Annotated in this window: 28 protein-coding genes; 10 read left to right on the top strand and 18 right to left on the bottom strand. The window is 49.1% G+C overall.

Annotated elements, in window-relative coordinates; translation table 11 throughout:
- Positions 1-81 precede the first annotated feature (81 nt).
- Together VGK02_01210 and acs are read right to left on the bottom strand one after the other, a co-directional pair.
- On the bottom strand, positions 82-633 hold the full coding sequence (locus VGK02_01210) for a hydrolase (protein HEY3373670.1): 552 nt from the start codon (positions 631-633) through the stop codon (positions 82-84).
- Positions 634-826: 193 nt separating this feature from the next.
- Positions 827-2797, bottom strand: a complete 1971-nt coding sequence (gene acs / locus VGK02_01205) for an acetate--CoA ligase (GenBank protein ID HEY3373669.1) — start codon at positions 2795-2797, stop codon at positions 827-829.
- Positions 2798-3485: 688 nt separating this feature from the next.
- On the opposite strand from acs, the gene VGK02_01200 reads away from it, so the two are divergent.
- Entirely contained in the window at positions 3486-4169 is a 684-nt protein-coding gene (locus VGK02_01200) for a hypothetical protein (protein HEY3373668.1), read from the top strand.
- A 119-nt stretch (positions 4170-4288) separates the two neighbouring features.
- Positions 4289-5107 carry a GerMN domain-containing protein gene (locus VGK02_01195; protein ID HEY3373667.1) on the top strand — a complete coding sequence of 273 codons (819 nt, stop codon included), beginning with the start codon at positions 4289-4291 and terminating at the stop codon, positions 5105-5107.
- Here VGK02_01195 and VGK02_01190 read toward each other — a convergent pair.
- Positions 5056-5745, bottom strand: a complete 690-nt coding sequence (locus VGK02_01190; protein HEY3373666.1) for a PilZ domain-containing protein — start codon at positions 5743-5745, stop codon at positions 5056-5058. The two genes, VGK02_01195 and VGK02_01190, sit on opposite strands and share 52 nt — an antisense overlap.
- 183 nt (positions 5746-5928) lie before the next feature.
- Between VGK02_01190 and VGK02_01185 the strand changes: the two genes are divergently transcribed.
- Positions 5929-6312 carry a SpoIIE family protein phosphatase gene (locus VGK02_01185; protein HEY3373665.1) on the top strand — a complete coding sequence of 128 codons (384 nt, stop codon included), beginning with the start codon at positions 5929-5931 and terminating at the stop codon, positions 6310-6312.
- Positions 6313-6318: 6 nt separating this feature from the next.
- Here VGK02_01185 and VGK02_01180 read toward each other — a convergent pair whose 3' ends face one another.
- The 3 genes from VGK02_01180 to VGK02_01170 form a co-directional block, all read right to left on the bottom strand.
- Positions 6319-6972, bottom strand: a complete 654-nt coding sequence (locus VGK02_01180; GenBank protein HEY3373664.1) for a thymidylate synthase — start codon at positions 6970-6972, stop codon at positions 6319-6321.
- A gap of 207 nt (positions 6973-7179) precedes the next feature.
- Entirely contained in the window at positions 7180-7623 is a 444-nt protein-coding gene (locus tag VGK02_01175; GenBank protein ID HEY3373663.1) for a DUF4342 domain-containing protein, read from the bottom strand.
- 92 nt (positions 7624-7715) lie between these two features.
- Positions 7716-8411, bottom strand: a complete 696-nt coding sequence (locus tag VGK02_01170; protein ID HEY3373662.1) for a flavin reductase — start codon at positions 8409-8411, stop codon at positions 7716-7718.
- Positions 8412-8606: 195 nt separating this feature from the next.
- Between VGK02_01170 and VGK02_01165 the strand changes: the two genes are divergently transcribed.
- Positions 8607-9356, top strand: coding sequence for a YdcF family protein (locus tag VGK02_01165; GenBank protein ID HEY3373661.1), 750 nt, complete (start codon positions 8607-8609; stop codon positions 9354-9356).
- 199 nt (positions 9357-9555) lie between these two features.
- Here the strand turns inward: VGK02_01165 and VGK02_01160 are convergent, their stop codons facing one another.
- The 5 genes from VGK02_01160 to VGK02_01140 all read right to left on the bottom strand — a co-directional run bounded on the left by VGK02_01160 (position 9556) and on the right by VGK02_01140 (position 13922).
- Positions 9556-10227, bottom strand: coding sequence for a hypothetical protein (locus VGK02_01160; GenBank protein ID HEY3373660.1), 672 nt, complete (start codon positions 10225-10227; stop codon positions 9556-9558).
- Positions 10228-10395: 168 nt separating this feature from the next.
- The gene (locus VGK02_01155) at positions 10396-10518 is read right to left on the bottom strand and encodes a hypothetical protein (protein ID HEY3373659.1); all 123 of its coding nucleotides are present in this window, start codon (positions 10516-10518) and stop codon (positions 10396-10398) included.
- Positions 10519-10594: 76 nt separating this feature from the next.
- The gene (locus VGK02_01150) at positions 10595-11215 is read right to left on the bottom strand and encodes a LysE family transporter (GenBank protein ID HEY3373658.1); all 621 of its coding nucleotides are present in this window, start codon (positions 11213-11215) and stop codon (positions 10595-10597) included.
- Positions 11216-11449: 234 nt separating this feature from the next.
- On the bottom strand, positions 11450-13111 hold the full coding sequence (locus VGK02_01145) for a phosphoenolpyruvate carboxykinase (ATP) (GenBank protein ID HEY3373657.1): 1662 nt from the start codon (positions 13109-13111) through the stop codon (positions 11450-11452).
- Between the two features lie 520 nt (positions 13112-13631).
- Positions 13632-13922: a hypothetical protein gene (locus VGK02_01140; GenBank protein HEY3373656.1), complete on the bottom strand. Its 291-nt coding sequence runs from the start codon at positions 13920-13922 to the stop codon at positions 13632-13634.
- A 443-nt stretch (positions 13923-14365) separates the two neighbouring features.
- Here VGK02_01140 and VGK02_01135 point away from each other — a divergent pair, with 443 nt between their 5' ends.
- From VGK02_01135 to VGK02_01120, 4 genes are all read left to right on the top strand, one after another.
- Positions 14366-15586, top strand: a complete 1221-nt coding sequence (locus VGK02_01135; protein HEY3373655.1) for a DEAD/DEAH box helicase — start codon at positions 14366-14368, stop codon at positions 15584-15586.
- Between the two features lie 39 nt (positions 15587-15625).
- Positions 15626-16000 (top strand): RNA-binding protein, encoded by a 375-nt coding sequence (locus VGK02_01130; GenBank protein HEY3373654.1) that lies wholly within the window; start codon positions 15626-15628, stop codon positions 15998-16000.
- 379 nt (positions 16001-16379) lie between these two features.
- Positions 16380-16724 (top strand): hypothetical protein, encoded by a 345-nt coding sequence (locus tag VGK02_01125; protein ID HEY3373653.1) that lies wholly within the window; start codon positions 16380-16382, stop codon positions 16722-16724.
- Positions 16725-16934: 210 nt separating this feature from the next.
- Positions 16935-17222 carry a hypothetical protein gene (locus tag VGK02_01120; GenBank protein ID HEY3373652.1) on the top strand — a complete coding sequence of 96 codons (288 nt, stop codon included), beginning with the start codon at positions 16935-16937 and terminating at the stop codon, positions 17220-17222.
- Positions 17223-17306: 84 nt separating this feature from the next.
- Here VGK02_01120 and VGK02_01115 read toward each other — a convergent pair whose 3' ends face one another.
- From VGK02_01115 to VGK02_01095, 5 genes are all read right to left on the bottom strand, one after another.
- Positions 17307-18014: a DUF4386 family protein gene (locus tag VGK02_01115; GenBank protein HEY3373651.1), complete on the bottom strand. Its 708-nt coding sequence runs from the start codon at positions 18012-18014 to the stop codon at positions 17307-17309.
- A gap of 13 nt (positions 18015-18027) precedes the next feature.
- Positions 18028-18531, bottom strand: a complete 504-nt coding sequence (locus tag VGK02_01110) for an MBL fold metallo-hydrolase (protein HEY3373650.1) — start codon at positions 18529-18531, stop codon at positions 18028-18030.
- Positions 18532-18883: 352 nt separating this feature from the next.
- Complete coding sequence (locus VGK02_01105) at positions 18884-19186, bottom strand: hypothetical protein (protein ID HEY3373649.1); 303 nt, start codon at positions 19184-19186, stop codon at positions 18884-18886.
- A gap of 267 nt (positions 19187-19453) precedes the next feature.
- Complete coding sequence (locus tag VGK02_01100) at positions 19454-19612, bottom strand: hypothetical protein (GenBank protein ID HEY3373648.1); 159 nt, start codon at positions 19610-19612, stop codon at positions 19454-19456.
- Positions 19609-20133 (bottom strand): flavodoxin domain-containing protein, encoded by a 525-nt coding sequence (locus VGK02_01095; GenBank protein HEY3373647.1) that lies wholly within the window; start codon positions 20131-20133, stop codon positions 19609-19611. Before VGK02_01095 ends, VGK02_01100 begins: the two co-directional genes overlap by 4 nt.
- Before the next feature lie 323 nt (positions 20134-20456).
- Between VGK02_01095 and VGK02_01090 the strand changes: the two genes are divergently transcribed.
- Positions 20457-21650 (top strand): low temperature requirement protein A, encoded by a 1194-nt coding sequence (locus VGK02_01090; protein ID HEY3373646.1) that lies wholly within the window; start codon positions 20457-20459, stop codon positions 21648-21650.
- 304 nt (positions 21651-21954) lie between these two features.
- Here VGK02_01090 and VGK02_01085 read toward each other — a convergent pair whose 3' ends face one another.
- The gene (locus tag VGK02_01085) at positions 21955-22326 is read right to left on the bottom strand and encodes a hypothetical protein (protein HEY3373645.1); all 372 of its coding nucleotides are present in this window, start codon (positions 22324-22326) and stop codon (positions 21955-21957) included.
- A 142-nt stretch (positions 22327-22468) separates the two neighbouring features.
- On the opposite strand from VGK02_01085, the gene VGK02_01080 reads away from it, so the two are divergent.
- Positions 22469-22708, top strand: coding sequence for a hypothetical protein (locus tag VGK02_01080; GenBank protein ID HEY3373644.1), 240 nt, complete (start codon positions 22469-22471; stop codon positions 22706-22708).
- A gap of 217 nt (positions 22709-22925) precedes the next feature.
- On the opposite strand, the gene VGK02_01075 is transcribed toward VGK02_01080, so the two are convergent.
- Positions 22926-23106: integrase core domain-containing protein (locus tag VGK02_01075; GenBank protein HEY3373643.1), on the bottom strand; the 181-nt coding region annotated here is incomplete at its 5' end.

Below are 23106 nucleotides of genomic sequence, written 5' to 3'. Positions count from 1 at the left end.
TAGGCTGTCGGCTTGGTCATAATAATTCTAGCAGAAGTGCGCTTGGTAGGTGTGCGAGAAATAAGTAATCACATGATGGTTTTATTTAATGCGCTTGGATACCATCTTAAATTCTTCCGTGCCGGCTTTTCCAAAAAGCTGAAAAAGGACCGTTTCCGTGCAAGTAATAACAGCACCGGCCTGCTGCATGTAGCTCAGGCCGATTTTCCAATTCTCTTTGGTGCGCGAGCAGATTGCGTCTGATATAAGGTGAACGTCGTATCCCGCTTCGATCAGCCCAACCGTAGTCTGCAATACGCAAATATGCGTTTCCATCCCGGCAACAACTATTGAACGCCGGCCTGTCTGCCGCATCGCATCAAAAAACCCATCCGCGCCGCAACAATCAAATGTAATCTTTTCAAGGGGTTTGTATGCCGGCAGTACCTCTCTAATCTCATCGACGGTTGAACCAAGGCCTTTCGGGTATTGCTCGGTAAGTATGACCGGCAGCTTAATCATCTTCGCCAGCTCAATGAGGTGTACCGTATTATCGATTACCGGTTGGCGCTGCGGCATCGCGGCTGCAAGCTTATCTTGAATATCGATGACAAGCAGGACGGCATCCTCTTTATTAAGCTTGAATTTGTTCATCCCATGCTCTCCTTCTTATTATTAAGTGAACGTAAATCTTAATAACTAGATAATTATACCCTTACATCCCATACAATCTGATACCTATGCAAGCGAGCAATCCCGAATAGAATATTAGCGGTACAGCAAGGGCCGGTTTACAAAAACCGGCCCTTGCTGTGAATATATACACACCATACGGTGTCTAAGCTTTTTACTGGCGATTTGCAATCAAGCTTTCGACAACACTCGGATCGGCGAGTGTTGAAACGTCGCCGAGGCTATCGAGCTCATTGTGCGCGATCTTGCGCAGGATACGGCGCATGATCTTTCCGGAACGGGTCTTCGGCAGGCCCGGTGAGAACTGCATTTTATCCGGTGTAGCAATAGGGCCGATAATCTTGCGAACATGGCCTACCAGCTCTTTTTGCAGCTCTAGTGAAGGCTCAAAGCCGTCTTTTAGTGTGACGTAGACATAGATGCCCTCGCCTTTGATATCATGCGGGAAGCCGACGACTGCGGCCTCTGCTACCGATGCGTGAGCGACGAGCGCCGATTCGACCTCGGCCGTACCGAGCCTGTGGCCCGAGACGTTGATAACATCATCGATGCGGCCCATGAGCCAGAAGTCGCCGTCTTTATCGACGCGGGCGCCGTCACCGGTGAAGTACTTGCCGGGGAAGCGGCTGAAGTAGACTTCTTTAATCCTGGTATTCTCAGGATCGCCGTAGGTGCCGCGAAGCATACCCGGCCACGGCTTATTGATAACCAAGTAGCCGCCTTCATCAACCGGTGCCGGTGAGCCGTCTTCTTTGATAACCTCCGGCTCTACGCCGAAGAACGGCCTGGTGGCCGAGCCTGGTTTTAGGGTCATCGCCCCGGGTAGCGGTGTGATCAAGAAGCCGCCGGTCTCGGTTTGCCAGTAGGTATCGACAATTGGGAGTTTCCCTTTTCCAATATTGGTGTGATACCACATGAACGCTTCCGGGTTGATCGGCTCACCAACGGTACCGAGCACTTTAAGCGACGAGAGGTCGTACTTATTAACCCAGGTCTCTCCCTCTTTCATCAGCGAACGAATAGCGGTCGGCGCGGTGTAGAAGATGTTTACCTGATGTTTGTCGACAATATCCCAGAACCGGCCTGGATTCGGATATGTTGGGACACCCTCGAACATAATGCTCGTCGCACCGTTTGCGAGCGGGCCGTAGACGATATAGCTATGCCCCGTTACCCAGCCGATATCGGCGGTGCAGAAGTGGGTGTCTTCCTCGTGACAATCGAAGGTAAGCCTAAACGTGAGGCTGGCGAAAAGCGTATAACCGCCGGTCGTGTGAAGCACGCCCTTCGGCTTGCCGGTTGAACCCGATGTGTACAGGATAAAGAGCGGGTCTTCTGCATCCATGTGCTCGGGTTCGCAGTACGGCTTAATATCATCTGCCGCCATTTCCTCCTGCCACCAGCAATCGCGGCCTTCTACCATATTGCATTCGCCGGTGCGATTTACAACGATAACGTTTTCGATTGTCGGACAATCGGCAACCGCAATATCGGCGTTGGCCTTAAGCGGAACGGCTTTGCTGCCACGGAGGCCGTTATTTGCCGTAATGAGCATGGTGGAACTGGCATCCTGAATACGATCGCTGAGCGCCTGTGAACTAAAGCCGCCAAAGACGATTGAATGAATAGCGCCGATACGAGCGCAAGCCAGCATGGAGATTGCCAGCTCGGGGATCATTGGCAGGTAGATCGTTACCCTATCACCTCGCTTAACGCCTTTTTTCTTCAAGACGTTGGCGAACTTGTTAACCTCGTAATAGAGCTGTTCGTAAGTATAAGTCATATAGCTGCCATCATCGGCTTCAAAGATAATCGCTGCTTTATTCTTGCGCCATGTAGCAACATGCCTGTCCAAGCAGTTGTATGAGGCGTTAAGTTTGCCTCCCTCGAACCACTTTATGTATGGCTTATTGAAGTCGTAGCCGAGCACCTTGTCCCATTTCTTGAACCAGGTAAGCTCTTTTTCCGCCATTTCTGCCCAGAACCCATCCGGGTCATTGATTGAGCGTTGGTACATCGCTTCGTATTCCGCCATGCTCTTAACATACGCATTGGCGCTGAACTCGGGCGACGGCGGGAAAGCCCGCTGCTCATCCAGTAAAACGCTAAAACCGTGGTCACTCATTGATAATTGCCCCCTTTTTCTCTTTTACGACATAAAGACAATCTTGATACCGTGCGATATATTACAGCCGCCCTGGTAAAGCAGCTCATGTCCTGTTGGGGTTTAAAGGGATTGCTACAATAGGCAGCGCCGAAGCCCTGCCAGTGATATTATCATGTGCGTCTTTAAGCTCCCGGTTGGAGATATAGGTGTGGCGTCATACCCCATATATCAAGTGTACTTGCGCACATCCATACATCTAATAAAAAAATGGCTAACGGCACGTTTTGCGGATTAAAGGGCATCTTTTTGCCAATAGACGCAACTACTTGTGAACTATGTTAGTGTGAAAACCCCTAGTTATATGTATAATTCGCACTCATTTGGGTACATAGTGCCCATGAGCTTTCGTGAGATATTTCGCCAATCAGTCGGATTATCGGCTCCGGAATTAGCAGGTGGGGACATGTGGCTTAATTCGCCGCCCATCAGTATCCGCGGCACGCCAAACCGCGTTTTTATCGTGGATTTTTGGACATATAGCTGAATCAACTGCATCCGCGTAGCGCCATATCTGGTAGATTGGCATAATAAGTACAGCGACAAAGGACTTACAATCATCGGGGTTCATTCGCCGGAATTCGACTTCGAACGCGACCCGGATAATGTTCGCTGGGCGATTGAGCGCTACGGGATCAAGTACCCGGTCGTGCTGGATAACCATTTTAAGATATGGCACGCATACGCCAATGCATATTGGCCCCGCAAGTATATCGTCTTAAATGGAAAAATCTACTTCGACCACATTGGAGAGGGTGGCTATCACGAAACAGAGCTCATGATCCGGCAGCTTTTAAACCACGTTAACCCCGAGCTCGATCTATCCTCGATACCGGTCGATGGCGATCCTCAAGCTATCTGCAGCATGCCGACCCCCGAGACATACTGCGGTTATTCTCGAGGTTATACAAACAATCCGGGCGATCTGCGTGCTATGGAGGATTTTACTTATGAAGACCCGCAGCCCGGCCGCTACGATAAGCCGGGGATATATCTGCAGGGGCGCTGGCGAGCCGATCGTCAATATCTGGAACACAGCGGTATGAACCCTGAGGACTATCTGGTGTTACCGATTGAAGCGGTTTCCGTTAATTTGGTTATGACGTCGGCAAACGGGCCGCTTAGCTTTGATGTCAATTTTAACGATGAGCCGCTTAACGACGCCAACCGTGGCAACGATGTTTCAGGCTCAACGGCAACTATTGTCGAGCCTCGCATGTACAACCTCTTTAGGGCCGATGAATTCGTAACGGGAACTTTGAAACTCACAAACCTGCCCCCCGGCATCCGCCTCTACGCATTTAGTTTCGGCGGCTGCATCGGCATCCCGTAGAAACAGAAGCACAGCGATTTTGCCGTCTGCCAACCATACTGTAGACCAATTAGCCGTAATCTGGGTAAATAGTAGTATATACACCAAGAACCACTTATTTCTATGATGGGATGGTTGCTATGAAAAAGTCCGTACTGCTACTTGTCGCTGCATCACTTTTGACTGCGCTCTTGGCTGTTGGATGCGCAAAAAAGACGTCACAGCCAACGGTAAATTCCGCGACTTCAAGCACAACGGCTACCACGCAAGCATCATCAACCACGGCGAGCGGCGAAGAGATGACATTAACTCTCTACTTCGCCAAAGAATTTCGCACGACGATGTTTCTGGTGCCTGAGCGCAGGACGGTTCCAAAAACCGTGTCGGTCGCAAAAGCGGCGCTTGAAGAACTTATTAAAGGCCCGGAGCAACAAGGTCTGGCCTCTTTTATCCCGAAAACTACGAAAGTGCTCGCAGTAAATATAAAAGACGGGCTGGCAACAGTTGATTTCAGCAGAGAGGTGCTTAACGCTAATGTCGGAGCAAACGGAGAAGAGCTGGGCATAGCACAGATCGTTAATACGCTTACCGAATTCCCGAATATAAAAAAGGTTTCGTTCCTTATCGAAGGTAAGAGTAAGGGGCAAGTCGGCGGCCGGGAAATCCAGGATTGGTGGGGCCATGTCGGCTTGAGTGACCAGCCGTTTACCCGTAACGAGAGCCTTATCCGGGGAGCAAAAGTCACTTCTAGCACAATTACGGTTGATAAGCTGCGGGCGTTTACCGAAATCAGTAATCCTGTCATAGTAAGCGGCCGGGCGACCACGGGAAGATTATTTTCTACTTCAACAGCCCGAAGGACGGCTCGGAAGTGCGGATGGCAGAGGTCACGGCATTCTTCAAATAATTACTCGTCGGTTTGTGGCTCGCGTACGGCTTTGTATGCCTGCTCGATATAGAGCGCGATAAGCTGCTGATCGGTCGGGCTGATTTTCGTAAATTGTATCCCCACACGGTATGTGCGAGGCAAATCGTTGAACGGAATGCAGTGCGACACAATCCCATGCGCAAGAATATTGTTCGGTATTCCAGGGAGTGTAATTCGCACCTCGGCGCGCGAGCGCTCTACTATAGGGCCGGCGGCGTAGACAACGAGGCCTATTCCTCCCCGCCCAAGATCCTGTACCGCGATTCCTTTATAGATGTTGCTCTTGCCTGCGAACTGCACGCGATAATTAATGTCGTCTTTGGTTTTTACACGAATCGAGCGCCGGTGACGCAAGAACTCCGCTTTCGAAGTCGGCTCAAGCGCAATATAGGCACCGCCGTCGGTAGCTTTCTTGATCGTCGCTTTAAAGAGACACAGATCTCGTGCGGTCGGGATAAACACCATCGCGGAAGTTGGGCTCTGCTGCAGCGTATCAATTACTCCGGTTGCCCGGCAGAATACAAGCGGCTCGTCCAATACCATTACGACCGTATATGGCAGCGGCAGATCGGCTTCACCCAGCTGCACATCGATATGCGTACCGGGATGCAAAATCCGCTTGATATCAACCCATGCAATTGACATGTCGTTACTTGATACTCTACTCATACCTACGCTATCGGCTTAATCCATGTAAACTTAAATGAAAAGCCACTTTAGCTAAAAGCCCTGAACACACCCCTTTTCTTCATTAAACGAGAAATCGGCTGTAAGTGCAAATCTACAGTATGTGATGCCACACACTCGTCTTTACGGACCAATAATTCGATATATGTTTTGCTAGGCGATTATTTGTCGCTTTTTGGCGTTTCACATCCTATAGTTGATGTATCTTCGAAGGTATGCGCGGATCAACAATCATTAAAATCTCTCACGATTGAGCAAATCGAGTTACTGCGTTCAAGATATTTTGATATAGCAAACGATGTCGCGTATGAGCAAGCAACGATTATGCTCGCGAAAGGCGATGTTCTCGCGCTCTACACAGACGGCATTACCGAGGCAAAAGCCGATACCGGCCTCTTTGGGTTTGATCGGGTGCAAGAATCAATCTCTGGGCATTGCAGCTTGATGACCGCCCAAAACGTCACCGAGGCATTAGTTAGCGACAGCGCCGGCTTTGCCGGCGGCAACATTATGGATGACGTGGCGGTTATTGTGCTAAAGCGCTTGTAGAACAGCTTATTTCTTGCCCATTCTGATATTGGCAAGCGGCCACGCATACTCATACAGATGCAGCCCCTTTGAAACCGCGATGATCTCTCCGTCTTCTACACCGATTTCACTTGCCATGAACTCTTTCATTAGCTGTAAACCCGCTAAGTTAGCCGGGAAGCCGCCCCATAAGTCCCAAGAACGGAAATAGATGAAGAAGTGCAGTTTACCGTCGCGAACCCTGGTGTCGACCTGCCGCAGGCACGGCGGATCGTCAAGGTAGATGGAGTCGGCATCGCAGACGGCCATGCACGCCTGGTTCGTCATCAAACCATCTTCTTTGTACATACGGATAACTTCGAAAATCTGCGGCTCAAGATACTGCCCGTATGTATACTGCTCGTTCTCCTGTCGCTCTGACGTCATAAGGTAGCGCAGGTAATCCTCGACATACTCTTCCGACGCCGGCGGTGTTAAGCCGAGGTGCGGTGGGATATCGGGCACGAGCGGATGCGTACCTGGGTGTGTAATGCGGATCGTTATGAAGTCGAGTTCTCTTCGACGAGTACCCTCGTAACTACCACGATCGATGGTATATTCAAAGCCGTCTTCAACGACCGCATGTATCGCTTGAAACCAGGCATCGGGAATGTCCCGCGCCATAATCTGGGTTAGTTTCATACGCTCTCCCCTGAACTTTGATATCCTCAGACCTTTGTAGGCATTTGCATGAGAAGTAGAACCAATAATAGCATTAACAACTAACCCGTACAATTGGCGAAACACGGAATATCAACCGTGAGTTATATAAACGAGTAAGGTAGATATAATAAAAACCCCAGGCGGCAGGCCGGGGTTTTTATTATAGTGTGGGTCTCTGTCGCAAACCTACATGCGGTTCATGGGCGGCTTTTCAGGCGGCTCGACGCGCTCGACTTCAACCTTCAAGTTTGCAAATAAACCGGTCAATAGCGCCAACGCTGAGAGTATCGGCAACCACACGATAGCGGTCGCGCTACCGACCGCGGCGACCAAGACGGGGATATCTAGGAGGGTTCTACCTTCCTGGTTCTTAATCTTGATTCTGCGTACGCTCGATTCACGAAGAACCCGCTGGACGGTATCAAGAAGCTGGTTGCCGCGAACCGCAAATTCTTCCACAACAATCCTTCCGGTGGAGGGGCCTTGTGCCTGCTGTTGTGCCGTAGCTTGTGGCTCCCCTTGCATTTGCGCCTCATGCGGTGTTTCCTGCTCCTCGCGCGGCGGTTGTTGCATGGTAGGCTCTTCCGGTGTCTGTGCTGCATGCGCGGCGTTTTCATTGCGCTCTTCCATGTGTACACCTCGATTCAATAAGGTATTTAGTTCGTTTAGTATTCCCGTTTTCGAAAAGCGCATCCTGCGATTTATTAAAAGATTTGCAGCCGTTAACCAACCTTTTCAAATTCGTCTTTGCCGCTGCCGCAAATCGGACATACCCAGTCCTCCGGCAAATCCTCAAACGCGGTTCCCGGAGCTATGCTCGCATCCGGATCTCCCAACCCCGGGTCATACACATACCCGCAAACCGTACACGTATACTTATCCAATTTTGTAGCCTCCTTAGCTTCCTTTTCCCGGTCTTTAATATATGTTGGCGCCGTCTTCGGAGCCGTTCCCCGCTTTACCTCGTGATAGTATGCATATGTCATCGGCTCGCCGTTGCTCACGCTCTGCGCATCGGTTACCAACCCGGCAAAAATCGTATGAGTTCCGACATCCATGGCTTTCTCGACGCGTGCTTCGAGATAACCGGTTACGTTATCGAGAACAACCGGGCAACCGTTTGCGCCTAGCCGGTAGCCTACGCCTTTAAATTTATCTACCTCACGCCCCGTCTTAAACCCGAATTGCCCGATGAACGGCATCGGCGCTTCTTTTGAGAGGATGGATACGGTAAAAAGCCCGCTGCTCTCAATGTACTCGTGCGTGAGGTTTTCTTTGTTGATGCTCACAGCTATCGTCGGCGGCTCGGACGTTATTTGGAATACTGTGTTAGCGATTTGCCCATTATGGCGATCACCTTGCACGGAGCTGACGACGTATAAGCCGTAGCTAATCTTATTGAGCGTTTTTGAATCCACCTTAAAACCTCCTGAAAGTTATTTCTAAAAAAATCCCCTATAGAATTCGATATACCTTTTGTTCTAGTAGAGTGTATCACGGTGTTCTTTTCGCTTTAACCCTCAAATAGCCTACTAAGTCTGAACCCGCACAGCCACTGTTCAGCGCACCAGCGGTTGACTTGGCGGTCTCTTTATAAAACAATGCAAGAAGCTATGTTTAAACTCTTTTTTGAACCGGTTATATGGATCCTCATACTCCTTATAGTAGCGCTTGTTTTCCTGCGCGAGCTCCGCAACCAGAAGGAGTTGCGCTTCGGTTGGTATATTATGCTTGGTACGGCGGTTAGTCTCTACGCGCTCAGTACCGGTCTTATAGCCAACGCGCTCAGCTATGCCATTGAAAGCGCGGCGCCGCGCTCGCATGTGCAGGACATCAAACAAGCCGACGTAATCGTGATACTAGGCGGCGGGGCGGCACCTTCAACAGGCTTTCGCCGTGAAGCGGAACCTATCGATTGGGACCGGCTGGTAGCAGGTATTGATGCATTTAAGCGTGCAAAAGCAAGGCGCTTGATATTGTCCGGCGGTCAAGGCAAACCGGGTGAGCGTGAGGCCGAGGTGATGCGGCACTGGGCGCTTCGTTTTGGAGTTCCCGCAAAGAGCATTACTATTGAGACCTCGTCACAAACCACGCTCGAGCAAGCGCGTGAGGTTGAGAAGATCCTGAAGAAATCGCCGCAGCCCGTGATAGGCCTGGTTACTTCCGGGCTGCATATGAGAAGAGCCGCCTGGTGTTTTAATCAATGTTTCAAAACGGTGATCCCCTATCCGTCCGATTCAAGTTACGATCCGATCACATTAAGGCTGAAACTATTTGCGCCTACATCCTCATCCTTGCTTAGAAGTGCCGAGAGCTTCCATGAACTTGCAGGGTACTTCTGGTATCGCATTCAAGCGTTATAGCTGCAAATAGCCGTAAGTATGCATTGTCCTGATAGGTTCGGTCCGCACGTTTGCAACAAAGGTGAAAGCACCCCGGCTGGGGTGCTTTACTTGGAGATTATTGGTGGAGATAACCAATAAGATTCATTCCATACTATGGGCAAGCGCTATGCCGCATCTCACTTTAGATACTGCGCACCAGCACTAAACTTCCCGTTTCTTACACCATTAAATCGGGCTCGCGGACGGTTAGCAACATTGCGTACGCCAACTTGTTTATAATCCGGTTGCCGAAATTATCTACAAAATCGTACGCATCGGCAAAACTATTGTTAAGCTTGTTTTTCCAAATAATATCGTATTGCAGGAAGAGCGGCTCAACGCTTGGGTGTGTTATAAGCTGAGCTTGCTCTTCGTGCGTGAACGAATTGTAATAGGTCGCCGCTCGCGTGTAGCTATCGGCGGCATCAGCGGCGTTACCGATAAAAATCTCGACATCTCCTTTAAATTCATAAAGAAGGCCTGTATCGAAATTGCAAGCTTCAGGGTTGTTGGCGAGAATTTGCTCAATCAATTTTCTGGTCTCATGGAAAACGGCCCTTCTTTGCTCCTCGCAATTGCATTTCGGCTCAAGCACGAGATACCATCCGGCAAGCATGCGAAGGGCAAGTATAGTAAAGATGCAGGTCCAATAATTAGCGGCTTTTAGGTCACATAATTGGCAGTTAGACATATCACGGTCACATATCGCTAGAAGTCTATCGGCTACGCGTTGATAGTTTTTATACTTTAGATCGCTGACCAAATCGTTACGAGGCTCCCCATTGAGATATAAGGAAGTCTCAAAATCGATCAATATCCTATAGCTCTCCGGCCAAGATAACGGTTTCATGCTTTACGTACCCCTTGATCTCTCTTTTACCTTAGAAATTTCTAATTTGCTCCTGAAAAGATTATAGGCAAATATATAGGATTTGCCTGTCGCCTATAAGTATCAAAACGAGCGAAAGCTTGTCACCCAAAAGTACTAATAGCACTATTTATCTGCTATTTCTTAGGCTTAAACTATCGAGGTGTGCTCAAGCGTTATAAAAGCAATAATCTTCGCCGCTTCAGCACGCATTGCAAGTGCTTCGGGTTTGAAGGTCTTATCGGCATAGCCATAAAAGACTAATGTGACCACGAGAGATCGGCTTTCTATTTATTAAAGCAAAGGAAGCTAGAGGGATGATTTTGCATTCTAAAGCGCAATATCGCAGCTAAAGCCACGTGCCCATGATAGATGCAACACCAAACAGAGCCACTACCGCTCCGGAGGCAATGTTTACTTGATGCAAGCGGGCTTGGGTTAGCCTGTTGCCTAAGAAATGCATGCTAACGCTCAGGGTGAGCGCCCACAAGACGGAGCCGGTAAACACGCCGAGTACGATGAGCGCACCGGTTAGTATGTCGCCTTTTGCCGAGTACGCGGCACCAAAGCTTGCAAATACGGCCGCATACGAGATGATTGTTACGGGGCTCGTGAGCGTTATTAAAAAAGTCGATAGATACGCGTGCAGGAGATCCATGGTGTTAACGTCTCGCTCTATCCTTGAAATGCGGTTCTTTGCCATTTTGTAGCCTAGACAGCATAGGAACAGCCCGCCGACAAAGCGCAGTAGTCCCTGCTGCCCGACCATAAATTGGGTGATAAGCGTTATTCCGAACGCTGCAATGAAGCCATAAGCGGCATCGGCAGTGGCCGCCCCTACTCCTGAGAGAAAACCCGCCGTCATGCCCATGGTAAGACTTCGTTGCATGCAGAGAACATTTACCGGTCCAGCCGGGGCAGCTATAGCATATCCAAGAATGAGGCCTTTAAGAAAGATTAGTATACTCACAGACTCTTACTTTAGCTAATAACCGCTCAAATAGCTAGCCGCCAAGAGTTATGAGCCCAACCTCAACCGCAATCTCGGTTTAGAAGACATAATAGATCGCTCTCAAGATAGCCTGTGAGAAGCTGCAGATAGGAAAGTCCCGCTATAAGAGGGGCTTTTCGCATTATTTTGCTATTTACCGTCTATTGTGCGACTGCATATGGAAGGTCTTACTTGGCTACCCGCTGCAGCACCCTAAATCGGATTAATAATCTTATCGATTTTCACGCGCGCCGTAACCAACGGGTCGATAAACGCGCTGTCCATATCTTGTTCGATATCGCGCTTGTTCGAGAGATAAGTAATGCGGTCTTGCAAGCGCTTTCTCAGGAACTTCAGGTACGTGATATCGCTGGTCGGTGCATACTTCCCGTCGTAATCACTACCAAACAGCTCCGCTCCGTTTTTCGGTATCATGAGCCCGGGGAAGAGATCCCACTCTTCCCACTCTATCGTTCCCCTGATTATATTCGTGACGATAGAAAGCGAAAGCTTCAGCGGGATATCCGTCTTCGTACCCGGCAAACCAAACGCATGCGTATTCATGACGTAGCATTCGGTTCCAAGTTTAAAGAGCTTCCGGAATTGCTGGCAGTCGACGATCAGCGGATGCACCCTAAACGGGTTGGCAAAAGGCTCAATAACCAGCTTTTCAAGCTCTTCGGCCGGCACGTTCTCAACGCCTTTCGCCCTCATCGTACTAAGAGATGCTCCCATCGCAACTGCTAGCCCTATATCGGCAACCTTAGAAACGGGGGGCAGCGATGGGTCCTTCTGCAACCATATAACGCTTCCCGGCCGCGCGCAGCTATCAGCGTGGTTAAACATATCGCGCGATTTTATACAGCGCCCGTTGTCATTTCGCATATCTTGCAGGACCATTAAGCGAGAACCGTCCGGCATCTCTGTCACCCCAATGTTTTGTGCAGAGTAATAATACTTAATGGTCGAATCCTTAAACTTTACAGAATCGGTTTTATCAAAGAGGCTCGGCTCAAGAGCGACAGTAATATCGGCATCAAGATCGATGAGGAATGCATCGTCGTGGATGACGGTAACTTTTTCCTCCGGCTTGAGCGTTCCCGCGTGGTCGTGGCTATTTGTCAGCGACGACTTCCCGGAACCTGACAGACCAAATACGGCAATCGGCGGGTCTTTATCGATAGTCTTGATTCCACCGTGGCATGCGACCATATTCTGCCTGGTTCCCATGGTCCAAGCCAGCGTTAAGGTGCCTTTCTTCCTCTCACCGAAATAGCGCAAACCAAGGAGTGCGGTACAGTTCTCATCTTCATCTATAATGACAAGCCCATCCGGGAACCGTTCGTCGCGCCACTCAGGATCGGCAAGAACCATGATGTCGGGTTCATTGATCTGCTTCGACTGCTGGTACAGGTCGCTCCATGGTTGTAAACACGGGGCAAAGTTGGCGCCCCAGTCAAACATATTCTTCGCATCGCTTACAGGACTTAGAAGGTTGGCCTTCACCATAAAATCGGGGTGCAAACCAACAATAGCTTCAAGCCATAACGCCTTGCGCTTATTCAACTGGTATATGGCTTCGCTCAAGATTTTCAAATATTCGCTCTTGTCGTCACCCATTTGACGGACAAGCCGTCGTGCCCGGGCAGTGCGCCCAACTATACCGCCATCGTTTGAAGCAAGAACCTTAGCATCCTGCGAAAGACCAAATTGCTCCGGTTTGTAGAACGGGTGTGATGTTACTATGACTTCTGGCTGCTTCAACGCGAGGTCGTAAAGCTCGGGCATGGTGGTTTTAGCAACCGAATTTGCGTAAAACGCGGTTTCAAGCATAGCCCGCCAAGGAGAACGTGGCGGAAATTGTGTACTGGCCATTAAATTCCTCCCTTGTGATAAGTTTCCCTAATATATTAGAATACGCCCTTTATAGGTACTTTAGCAATGTATTTAGGCTCGCCTGGGTAGCTGGTCGCTCATGTGCTGAGTTTAGGATTGCAAAAGCCCCGGCACTGCCGGGGCTTGCTGAAGGCTTTTTAAGAATTTCTCTTATGTTTCCTTATATCGGCGAACAATACTTTGACTTAATAAAAGAGTTTCAATAATTTGCAAAATATTTATGTAGGCAAGATGGGGGCTGTCTTTCATTCATTATTGAAAACTGCAGCCGCGCACCCAAGGGGCGGGCTAAGAGGTTTTAGAAGACAAAAAAAGAAATGCAGCCCCTGGGTGGTCCTATCTCCCCCACCTTTAACTTTCATGGGATGCTGCATTTCTTTGTTAATATAATTATCGGGTGTTTGGCGCTAACCTTTAGCAAAATCTGGAAAATTTTTCTAATAATAAAAAGCCCGCCTTCTACAGCGGGCTTTTCCTGTGCGAGTATGATGCTTGCAGCCTAAGAGCCGACCACCTTCAGGCTGTCACGTGACTTAAGTAACGCCAGCAGCTGGCGCGCGGGACTCAAGTTCTTGTTGATCAGAATTTCTTTGCGTTCCGGTTCCGTGTTCCAGATCCCGAACTCATCATCCAAGTGATCGGCATGGTTAAGATCGACATGGTGGACGCTGATTTTGTCCTTGCGCAGCTCCGAGAGAAGTTCAAGAATGTTGGCGACGATGGCATGGTCTTGCTTGCGCAGCTTCTTGATCTTGTTGATGAGCATTCTTTCTGTGCTTGCAGTATCCATAGCGCTTCCCTCCCTATTCTTTTGCGTGAAGGCCCGTATGGTTGTTCCCAAAGCAAGCCTCCAAGGGCTTATATTATGGGCGGCAGATTTCTCGGTAAGTAACTGGTCTCTTGAAGTCCTTTAATGGTACCAGCATTTGAAGGGGCTAACAACCCCCGAACACCTGGTTGCCTATGTTACAGGTGTACAATTGCTGTAAAATACTATAGTGAACCGGCTTAGTTTATGGTGTGAGAGATAGCCTTGCCGATGGATTATCCACGGATTTTTACAGTGATTGTAATGCTCTAGACCTGGATGGAAACAAAGAGTATAATAGATTCGTCGCATTTATACTGCTAGTTGTCCTGCATATGAAATCCCGGGGCTCTCTAAGATTAACTGCGTCTGAAATTATTGTTGTGCGATTTATTTGAATAGACGCACGTTAAGGAGAAAATAGAATGTCATTTAAACGTTTAGGGCTTATGCTGCCGCTGGTAGAATGGGTAGAGAAGATTGGTTATGACTCACCCACGCCGATTCAAGCAAAAGCCATCCCGCAGGCATTAGCCGGCCGGGATATTATCGGGTGTGCTCAGACCGGGAGCGGCAAGACCGCCGCCTTTGTTCTTCCCACACTCCAGCGGATATCTAAAAATAAAGCTATAAAAGCACTTATTGTCACACCAACGCGAGAACTTGCAACCCAGATCGAAGAGGTTGCTATAAGCTGTGCACGCCACACCGAGCATAAGGTGCTCGCCGTTTATGGAGGTGTGCCGTATGCTCCCCAAGGCCGCGCTATAAAGCGGGGTGTCGACGTACTTGTTGCGACGCCGGGACGCCTACTCGATATGATGCGGCGGGGCGACGTCGACCTTTCAAGCATCGAGATTTTCATCCTCGATGAAGCTGACCGCATGCTTGATATGGGATTTCTACCGGATGTTAGGCAGATTATCAAAGCGCTTCCTGTGAAGCGGCAGAATATGCTGTTTTCCGCGACCATGTCGCGAGAGGTGTCAGATGTTATACATGATACGCTTAACAACCCGATAAAGGTCGAGGTTAATAAGCCATCCGCGCCGGCTAAAGCGATCACGCAAATCGTCTACCCTGTAGCGGCAATGCAAAAAACCGATTTACTTGTTGCGCTCTTACGGCAACGTGAACTCAATAAGACCCTTATTTTTACGCGAACGAAGCGACGTGCGGACTTCCTTTGTAAGGTGCTTTCAAGACGCGGTATAGCTACCGCACTAATGCACTCCGATAGAAGTCAGAAACAGCGCCAAGACGCTCTGGCCAGCTTCAAGAAAGGCCGTATTAGCGTGCTTGTCGCTACCGACATCGTCGCCCGAGGCATCGATGTCGAGAGTATATCGCATGTTATCAACTACGATATACCGGCTAATCCGGAAGACTATGTGCATCGTATCGGGCGTACAGCCCGCGCCAATGCACGCGGCACGGCTATTAGTCTTCTCTCGCGAGAAGAAGTCGGCAATTTACGTGAAATTGAAGCACTTATTGGGCACACATTGAGAAACGAAAAACTTGCCGGCTTTGAATATGAAAAACATTTTGCGCCGGCCGCAAATCGAACAGTTGCCTCAGCGGTTAAGGTAGCTTACGATGGTGGAGCGAGGCGCAGTGTAGGGCGCAAGAAAAAGCGCCGTTAAGTTACGTATCCCGTACGATCGGGAGGAAGGGGCCTTGGAATGGCTATGAAACTTTATGTAGGAAATCTCTCCTACGACACGACTGAGGAGAAACTCAACACCATGTTCAGTGGATATGGAGTGGTTGAGTCAGTCAATCTCATCACGGACCGGGATTCCGGTAGAAGTAAAGGCTTTGCGTTTGTTGAGATGGCAAATGACGAGGAGGCAAAGGCTGCAATCCAAGCCCTCGATGGTTCGGAACTTGATGGTCGCAACATTAAAGTTAGCGAAGCAAAACCGCAAGAGCGTCGTACTGGCGGCGGCGGTCGTGGCTTCGGTGGCGGCGGTGGCGGCGGTCGAGGTTTCGGCGGTGGCGGTGGCGGCCGTGGCGGCTTCGGCGGCGGCGGCGGTGGCGGCGGCCGTAGGTATTAAGAACGCCGTTGGCTAAAACCCGCAACCTAAAGCACTGCGCATGAATACTTCAAGCGCAAGATGCCATGTATTGAACATTAAAAACCCTGGCTTAGCCGGGGTTTTTTGTTTTCTAAAGCATTTATAACGCTTTATCGTCGACAAAATTGGAGGGGGCAAGGGGGAATCGAACCCTCCTCCGACCTTTCTACGGACAGCCGACGGGTTTGCAGCCCGTGGAGTGCACCAGCACCATTGTCCCCAAACAATCTAAATACTATCATTTATAGTTATTATATGTTTATCTATATGTTATTTGTTGCATCCGCAAGGTAATGCTTTTACATTTAGAGAATAACCTTCATAGTTATCACTTTGTATGCAAAATGAAGGAGTTCTTATGCTGTTCGCAATTAGAGCGATTCATACCCTGATATTTATCTTTGAAGGATCGTGCGTAGGCTATATATTTTATGTAAGCTTGGCTTTGAGCCGCACCCCGACCTGGCAACAAGATCGCCTTGTGTTTCTTGCAATTGCTGTGGTAATCGCAGAGGGCTTTGTGCTCGTCCTAAATAGAGGCAAGTGCCCTTTAACAGCGCTCGCACAAAAACACGGGGGCCAAGAGGAACGCCTGGCCGATATTTTCCTACCAAAAGTGTTCTCACCATATTTACTGCGCGTCATTATTGCTATGTTCGTTTTTGCGATGATCGTGCTTGTTATTAAAAGCATATCTCTTTAGCGCAAGAGATTCATTTCGTTGGCTCTCATTGTGTAAGAAACCAACGATTTGATAATTCGATAGTATTTGCGGAAAGCTTCATTTGAATCCTTTTGTAAAAACAACTTTGCGGCTACATTAAATACCTGGTGGGGCATTAAGCAACTTACATTTTGCACCGATAATGGTAAATATTGGTATTTTGTCTATGTTCAAAACCAGGGAGGTTCCATGTCTAGGTTTGTGATTGATAGATTTAAAGCAAGAGCCGCGCTGGGGATCGCCGTGGTCGAATTCGCAGATGGTAAGGCGAATATTAGCGGACTTGACGGCAAATCGGTGCGAGAGCTCGAGTTCATTTTCAGCAAATCCCATAGCACGCCCCATGTTGATACTGCTGGAACATCTGCCCTGGCTCTTACGACGTACAACCAACTTGAGCCTGGTTCCGAAGAGCATCTCATGGCGGTTATCCGTACCCTTCACGAGTACGGCTTCTCAGCGCGACAAGTAGACTAGGGCCACGTGCGCCAGCCTTCCACCGGGCATAATAGAACAAAAAGTGTTTGACCATATTGCCGCAAAATAGGTCAACACCGGTTGTCAAGCTTCTTGAGAAACATCGTGCGCCAGCCGGAAGAGCCTTCGGGCAATCAGGACCATCCATACCGCGAATGGAACGAGGGACAAGACTGCAAGGTAAAGACCTATCGTCCCTGCTGTAGACGGTATTATCATGAATATGCCGGTTACGATTCCCGCGTAAGCGGTTGCTCTACTAAAGATATTACTGCGCAACATGACGGCTGAGATTACCAAAGTGGTAACGGCATTGAGATCGTAATACACGTCGAAAGCGGTGCCCCTATAGATGGCAAGCATCGCCTGCCCTGCCGCCAGGAACATCGCTCTCTGCGCTTCTGTTGCCGCCGCCGCGTATTGGCTGCTGAGGGAGAGCATCTCGAAAGCCGTATTCGATGCAAAGTAGGCCGCTATCCCGACGAGACCAAAGGTCAAAGCGATTGCCATTAAAGACTCATTGGCTCGTTTCAGGGCGGCGTAGAGTGCGAGATATATCAGGACTAAAAGAACATTAGTCAGTATATATAAGAAATCGAGGTTGAGGAGCCCTAGCAGCCAGTTTTTCTGAAATAGCGTGAAGTAGCCGATTACCGTGCTAGGCGGCGGCCAGGCGATGAAGATGACCATCTGGCTTGGGATTAACGCCAACATGGACAGGGCAACTACGCCGCCGATCTTATAGAGCGTCCTCAAGGCAAAGTCTGTGGTTTTAGCAGTAGGCTCATTCATACTAATCCTCCTTTTACTTGCTGTTCTTCAGAAACTGTTCCCAGGTAAACGGCTTGCCATGCCCTGGGTATACGGCATTTATTTTTAAACCTTTCAGCTTTTCGATACTGGCGTTCGCTGCCGCCGGATCGTCAATAATGGAATTGACAGCCGGTTTGCCAGTATCTGAGAGCATGTCGCCGCAGGTTGTCAGAATTGCTATGGAACCCTTGGAGTGCCCCGGCAGGCAAAGCACTTTGGCGTCGAGTCCGTACTCAGAGAAATCAAAACCTTCATCGATATATAGATCGGGTGTGAATTTGTTGAATTTACTTACCCTGAGCGCAAAAAGCATTAGCGTGGCGATTGTTTTGGTAACAATATTGGCTTTTCTGTTCCAGAACATATCTCTATGCTCGGCCATTCCGATATCGCTTTCAAGTTCTTTTTCGAGGTCAGTGCGCCTCGATGAAAATCCGGTGTCGATCAAGATACAACCGTCGTCGGTTTTAACAAGGTAGCAATTGACGTCTGTCAGGTAATGTAACGGTTTTGATCTCTAAAGCCATGGTTCATCCTTTTGTTTTCGATGGTAAATCCCCGAACACTGCCAACAGCGTTTTGCAATAATCAGTAAGCGGCGCTACCTCTCGCAGCGAGGCAGCGCGTTCTTGCGTCCGTGGTATGCGACGCATAGGCGGCACTCGCCATGCAGCGTGCAATTTTTGGGGCACGGACAGGCATCGTAGTCCCGCTCTTGCGGTGTGGCGAGAACATTGTCAGGTATGTTCGAGACATGCTCCATTGCGATTGCTCGCCTCTTATTTCGCCTTGCTGAATCCCTATCGGACCTGGTCATAAGCGTTAGACCTCGCATCTCTGCTTTACAGTTAGCCGGATTTTGGGATGGGGTGCTCTTCTGTTTCGACCGTGACAGAACCGTCTTTTTTGGATGCGTACCGTCTTTCCTCAATTATATCGTCGGCACGGGATAATACGGCTCTCACGCCCTTCTTGCCGACCTTTATATCGTCAAGCTCACGGTCTTGTATAAATTCCCCTTTGCCGGAGAGAATCGCTATCGCAATGTCGCGTGCCTCATTGAAGCTTGAAAAGCCTGTCATTACATCCGTGTCCCGCGTAATAACGAAACTACCTGTAGGTTCAGGATAAATTGTTAGTCTCTCGTCCATAGTGCTACATCCTTTAGTATCCAATACATAAATACGTATAGGTAATTATAACAGTGATTGCCAATTTAGCTCTGATGCGAAGAGAAAAACAATAGGAATCAGGTTCGGGTTGTCCCCCCCCCCCCCCCCCGAAGAAATACCCGAGGATGGATGAACCGGGAAATAGGAACAGCCAGGCGATTAAGCCGACAGAGAGGTGCGCGCGCCACCACGTTAACGGTGAATTTATCCTGGTCGCGGCGGCCCGAAGCCTCCACCCACCAGAAGCTAACGATTGACAGTAGAATAAGAACCAGGCCAGGATAAGACCACCGGCCCTTCGGGAGCAATGTTTCCTTGAAGCACCTCACCGATACCATGTTCGATACCCGCCAGCCCCGCAAGAGCGCCGAATGTTGAAACCGTTATCATAGTCGCGTTTCTCATTTGGCGACCGCTTCTTTCTTTAGCGTATCGGCGATGCCTTTAGCCCAGGAAGTGATGGCATCCCAATCACGGAAGTCACCGAGAGGCGCTTTGACGTTATTGACCATCCACTTCTCGATGAAGTTCAGCTTCTTCGGGTCGAGCGCCCCACCGAAGATGGCAGTATCACGGGGCTTGATTTGGTCCGCGATTGGCTGTAGCGCCTTAGGGAAACGCCAGCCTTGCGCCAGCTCCACCGGATCGCCCTCGCCCGTGGGCCCGCTTGAAAACAGCCACACCGGCCGCTCGGCCAGCGCCTGTTCGTTAGCCCTTAAGAAGTTCGCTGCCTCCTTGCGCCACCCTCCAATGTAAACGGCGCTGCCCAGTACAACCGCCTTATACGGGGTCAAATCTCTAATGCGATTAGCTGGCAGCACGTCAGCCTGCAAGCCTGCATCACGAAGTGTTTGACCGATCTTCTCAGCAATCTCCGCTGTCGCGCCGTGCTTGGTGGCGTAGGTCACCAGGACTTTATCGTCCACTTCACCCTCCTTTTAGAAAGATGCCCGTGGTTTCGTTATCCCCACAAATGCTACATATTAAGTATCATATTCCGATACCTGAACATAGGCAACTGCTTGTAAGGTAAGGGACGTTGCTCTAGATTTTCTAGATTCTTTAATCTAGCGACCGGTCTTATAAATATGAAAAGTAAAAGCCCCGGCAGATGCCAAAGCCATCGCTCCTTGCAAAAAGTGCCCGCAAGCATATTGCTAAAACAAATATCATTTTCTATCCCTCTTCCTTGGGGCATATAAGATACATCGGTCAATAAACCCTCGACGAGGAGTTACGGTCACTGGTTATGCTTGGGAAAAGTCTTTTTAAGCCGCCGAAGCTGCAATCCGGGCGAGATCACATGCAGGAACGGCATGCAACATGGCTCGAGCTGTTATATGATCTTATTTTTGCGGCAGCCATCTCGCAACTGGCAATAGGCCTGGGTGCACGTTACAACCTGCGAGGTTTCCTCGATTTCGCAGTACTTTTCATACCGGTTTGGTGGGCCTGGGTTGGACAAACCTTCTACCTTACGCGGTTCGATACGGATGACACAGGGCACCGGTTGCTCACAATGGCACAGATAATTGCAGTAGCATTTTTAGCGGTAAACATTCCGGGCGCGCTGAGTATCACGACGATTGGATTTGCACTCTCCTATGCAGCCGTAAGGTTTATACTGGTATTCGAGTACATACGTGCGGCTCTATACATACCGAGCGTTCGTCCCCTGATAAACAGGTATATAGCAGGCTTTGGCACTGCCGCCACATTGTGGGCAGTATCTACTTTGGTTCCCACCCCTTATCGGTTTGGTCTTTGGATTATTGCTGTTGTTGTCGATTTCATGGCTCCGCTTACTGCAGGCAGGTTGCATGCGGAGTTGCCACCGCATCTCGCACACTTACCGGAACGCTTTGGGCAATTCACCATCATCGTGATCGGAGAGGCGATCTTATCGGTAGTCATTGGGATTGAGGTTAGTGGACTAAAGATCTCCTCTGGTGTCGCGGGTATCCTGGGTTTGTTGATCGCTTTTACGCTTTGGTGGGGTTATTTTGAGGGTGTAAAGGGTGCGGAGACACGTGTCCTGCAATCGATGCAAGATGTAGTAAGATACCAAGAATGGTTATACTCACACCTGCCGCTCGTTATGGCTATCGCTTCGGTAGCGGTGGGAATTAGTCACATAATTCCATTAGGCTTCCAAGAAATATTACCCGTGCAGCAAGCCTTAATACTAAGTTTTTCACTTGGAGTTAGCATGCTCGCACTAAGCACTCTCTTCTTATCCGCTTATCCCTCTCATGCGGGCACTTCCATACACCGACTCGCAATACCACATTACATTATTGCTTTTCTCACGATTGGAATCGGGGCACTGGGGGCATTCCTTGCGGGGATAATCATCCTGGCGATTCTAACATTCCTCGGAATCCTGCAGGTTGCCTACTCAATACGGGTTATTAAAGCAACTACTGGCTACAGGCAGGAATGATCGAATATCGTTCAGTCATCTCTCCTCACCATTAGCCGGATTCTTGGATAGGGTGCTCTGCTGCTGCGACCTCATCGCGTGCGATAACGAAACCACCTGTTGGTTCAGGATAGGCTATTAGCTTCTCGTCCATAAACTTCATCCTTAATAGCTACCACGTATAGGCGTGTAATTATAGCGGTGATTGCCGATTTAGCTCTGGTATAAACAAAGAGAGATCGGTTTTCACCGACCTCTCTTTGTGGGAATTATTGGATAAACTTCACTTTATTGACGGAGAACTGTTCCTGTACTAGATAAGAATCTATTTTGTAACAAAGGACGTGCGCCCGGCTCCGGTTAATTTGCCCTTCTTCATCACAGCGTCGCAATTTACTTTGAAACCCTTCGTCGCCCGACCAATACCGAACGACACGATGCTGACGCCTTTTGTGTTTGTCTTTGAAATCGCATACGTGATATTTTTTGTTTTGTAGTGCACGGCCAGGGTCCCTAGCGCGCCCAAAACCGGCTTGCCTTTCAAATCCTTTACGACAACCGTAACCGTTTGTTTAGAATTCTGTGTGATAGTCGGCTTTGCAACAGAAGCCTTTACAGATAGCCCGGCTGCAAAACTTGGTGAGACGGAGAACAATAGGAGCAAGATAGTAAGCGCAGCAATAAGTATTCTTTTCATGACGTACCTCCGTTGTCGACATTAACATCGGCAGTACATTTTCCCACATTTCAAGATGGGTAAACGGGGTCAATAACCCTAGGGTTTTACCTAAATCCTTAAGGTTTTCACTAAAACAAAGGTCCCGGCTAAACTGGGGTCTGTGGGCCCTGGTGCGCGTGATTTCAAGGGTATATCCGTTGATAATGATACCGCTCATGTTGTTGTTGATGATGAGTGGGGCTGGACTGAGTACAAGCATGATGGGCCAACGCTAAAGAGTACAGATGTTGTAAACAGAACAGCCTATCAGCACAATTACGACCTCGTTAAAGAAGACGGTAAATGGAAAATCGTTAGTGACCGGGGCTTGTGCCTGGACAAGAGCCGTAAAATAGCGTAGTGAAGAGGAAAGAGGCTGTGAGATTAGGGCTTACAGCCTCTTTTATTATTTACTTATTTTACTGTCGTGTTACAGTTACAATAGCTTGTCATCAAGGAGAATCATGCTTCCAGTAAAAGACTAAATATAATAATGAAATCAATTTCTTTTGTAACGGCACTGACCTGCGCCCCAAAACTTGAACTACTATTAAAGAATCCTAAGGTGAATGGCGGTATTACACTGTCACTACTGTAAGCTCTCGTTTGATGAAGCCGTCCGGCGCAAGATAATCGATTGCAGAGTGCCGACGCTTTTCATTATAGTACGAGAGCGCTTTGTTGATAAGCTTAATCACCTCACTTTCGCTCTGAGCGGCGGCAAACACGTCCGCCCACTCATCCTTTAACCTGCCAAAG

The organism is Candidatus Aquicultor sp. (assembly GCA_036504445.1).
Classification (GTDB): domain Bacteria; phylum Actinomycetota; class Aquicultoria; order Aquicultorales; family Aquicultoraceae; genus DASXVE01.
Note: the sequence above shows the minus strand (reverse complement) of the source record. Positions and strands in the feature narration are given on the sequence as shown.

Bases quoted from the DNA above. Each gene is read 5' to 3' on its own strand.
- VGK02_01180 (HEY3373664.1), bottom strand. From the start codon at position 6,972: ATGAAACTAACCCAGATTATGGCGCGGGACATTCCCGATGCCTGGTTT.
- acs (HEY3373669.1), bottom strand. From the start codon at position 2,797: ATGAGTGACCACGGTTTTAGCGTTTTACTGGATGAGCAGCGGGCTTTC.
- VGK02_01085 (HEY3373645.1), bottom strand. From the start codon at position 22,326: ATGAAAAGAATACTTATTGCTGCGCTTACTATCTTGCTCCTATTGTTC.
- VGK02_01210 (HEY3373670.1), bottom strand. From the start codon at position 633: ATGAACAAATTCAAGCTTAATAAAGAGGATGCCGTCCTGCTTGTCATC.
- VGK02_01190 (HEY3373666.1), bottom strand. From the start codon at position 5,745: ATGAGTAGAGTATCAAGTAACGACATGTCAATTGCATGGGTTGATATC.
- VGK02_01165 (HEY3373661.1), top strand. From the start codon at position 8,607: ATGTTTAAACTCTTTTTTGAACCGGTTATATGGATCCTCATACTCCTT.
- VGK02_01115 (HEY3373651.1), bottom strand. From the start codon at position 18,014: ATGAATGAGCCTACTGCTAAAACCACAGACTTTGCCTTGAGGACGCTC.
- VGK02_01195 (HEY3373667.1), top strand. From the start codon at position 4,289: ATGAAAAAGTCCGTACTGCTACTTGTCGCTGCATCACTTTTGACTGCG.
- VGK02_01160 (HEY3373660.1), bottom strand. From the start codon at position 10,227: ATGAAACCGTTATCTTGGCCGGAGAGCTATAGGATATTGATCGATTTT.
- VGK02_01125 (HEY3373653.1), top strand. From the start codon at position 16,380: ATGCTGTTCGCAATTAGAGCGATTCATACCCTGATATTTATCTTTGAA.
- VGK02_01140 (HEY3373656.1), bottom strand. From the start codon at position 13,922: ATGGATACTGCAAGCACAGAAAGAATGCTCATCAACAAGATCAAGAAG.
- VGK02_01175 (HEY3373663.1), bottom strand. From the start codon at position 7,623: ATGGAAGAGCGCAATGAAAACGCCGCGCATGCAGCACAGACACCGGAA.
- VGK02_01100 (HEY3373648.1), bottom strand. From the start codon at position 19,612: ATGAGAAACGCGACTATGATAACGGTTTCAACATTCGGCGCTCTTGCG.
- VGK02_01130 (HEY3373654.1), top strand. From the start codon at position 15,626: ATGGCTATGAAACTTTATGTAGGAAATCTCTCCTACGACACGACTGAG.
- VGK02_01145 (HEY3373657.1), bottom strand. From the start codon at position 13,111: ATGGCCAGTACACAATTTCCGCCACGTTCTCCTTGGCGGGCTATGCTT.
- VGK02_01135 (HEY3373655.1), top strand. From the start codon at position 14,366: ATGTCATTTAAACGTTTAGGGCTTATGCTGCCGCTGGTAGAATGGGTA.
- VGK02_01105 (HEY3373649.1), bottom strand. From the start codon at position 19,186: ATGGACGAGAGACTAACAATTTATCCTGAACCTACAGGTAGTTTCGTT.
- VGK02_01090 (HEY3373646.1), top strand. From the start codon at position 20,457: ATGCTTGGGAAAAGTCTTTTTAAGCCGCCGAAGCTGCAATCCGGGCGA.
- VGK02_01120 (HEY3373652.1), top strand. From the start codon at position 16,935: ATGTCTAGGTTTGTGATTGATAGATTTAAAGCAAGAGCCGCGCTGGGG.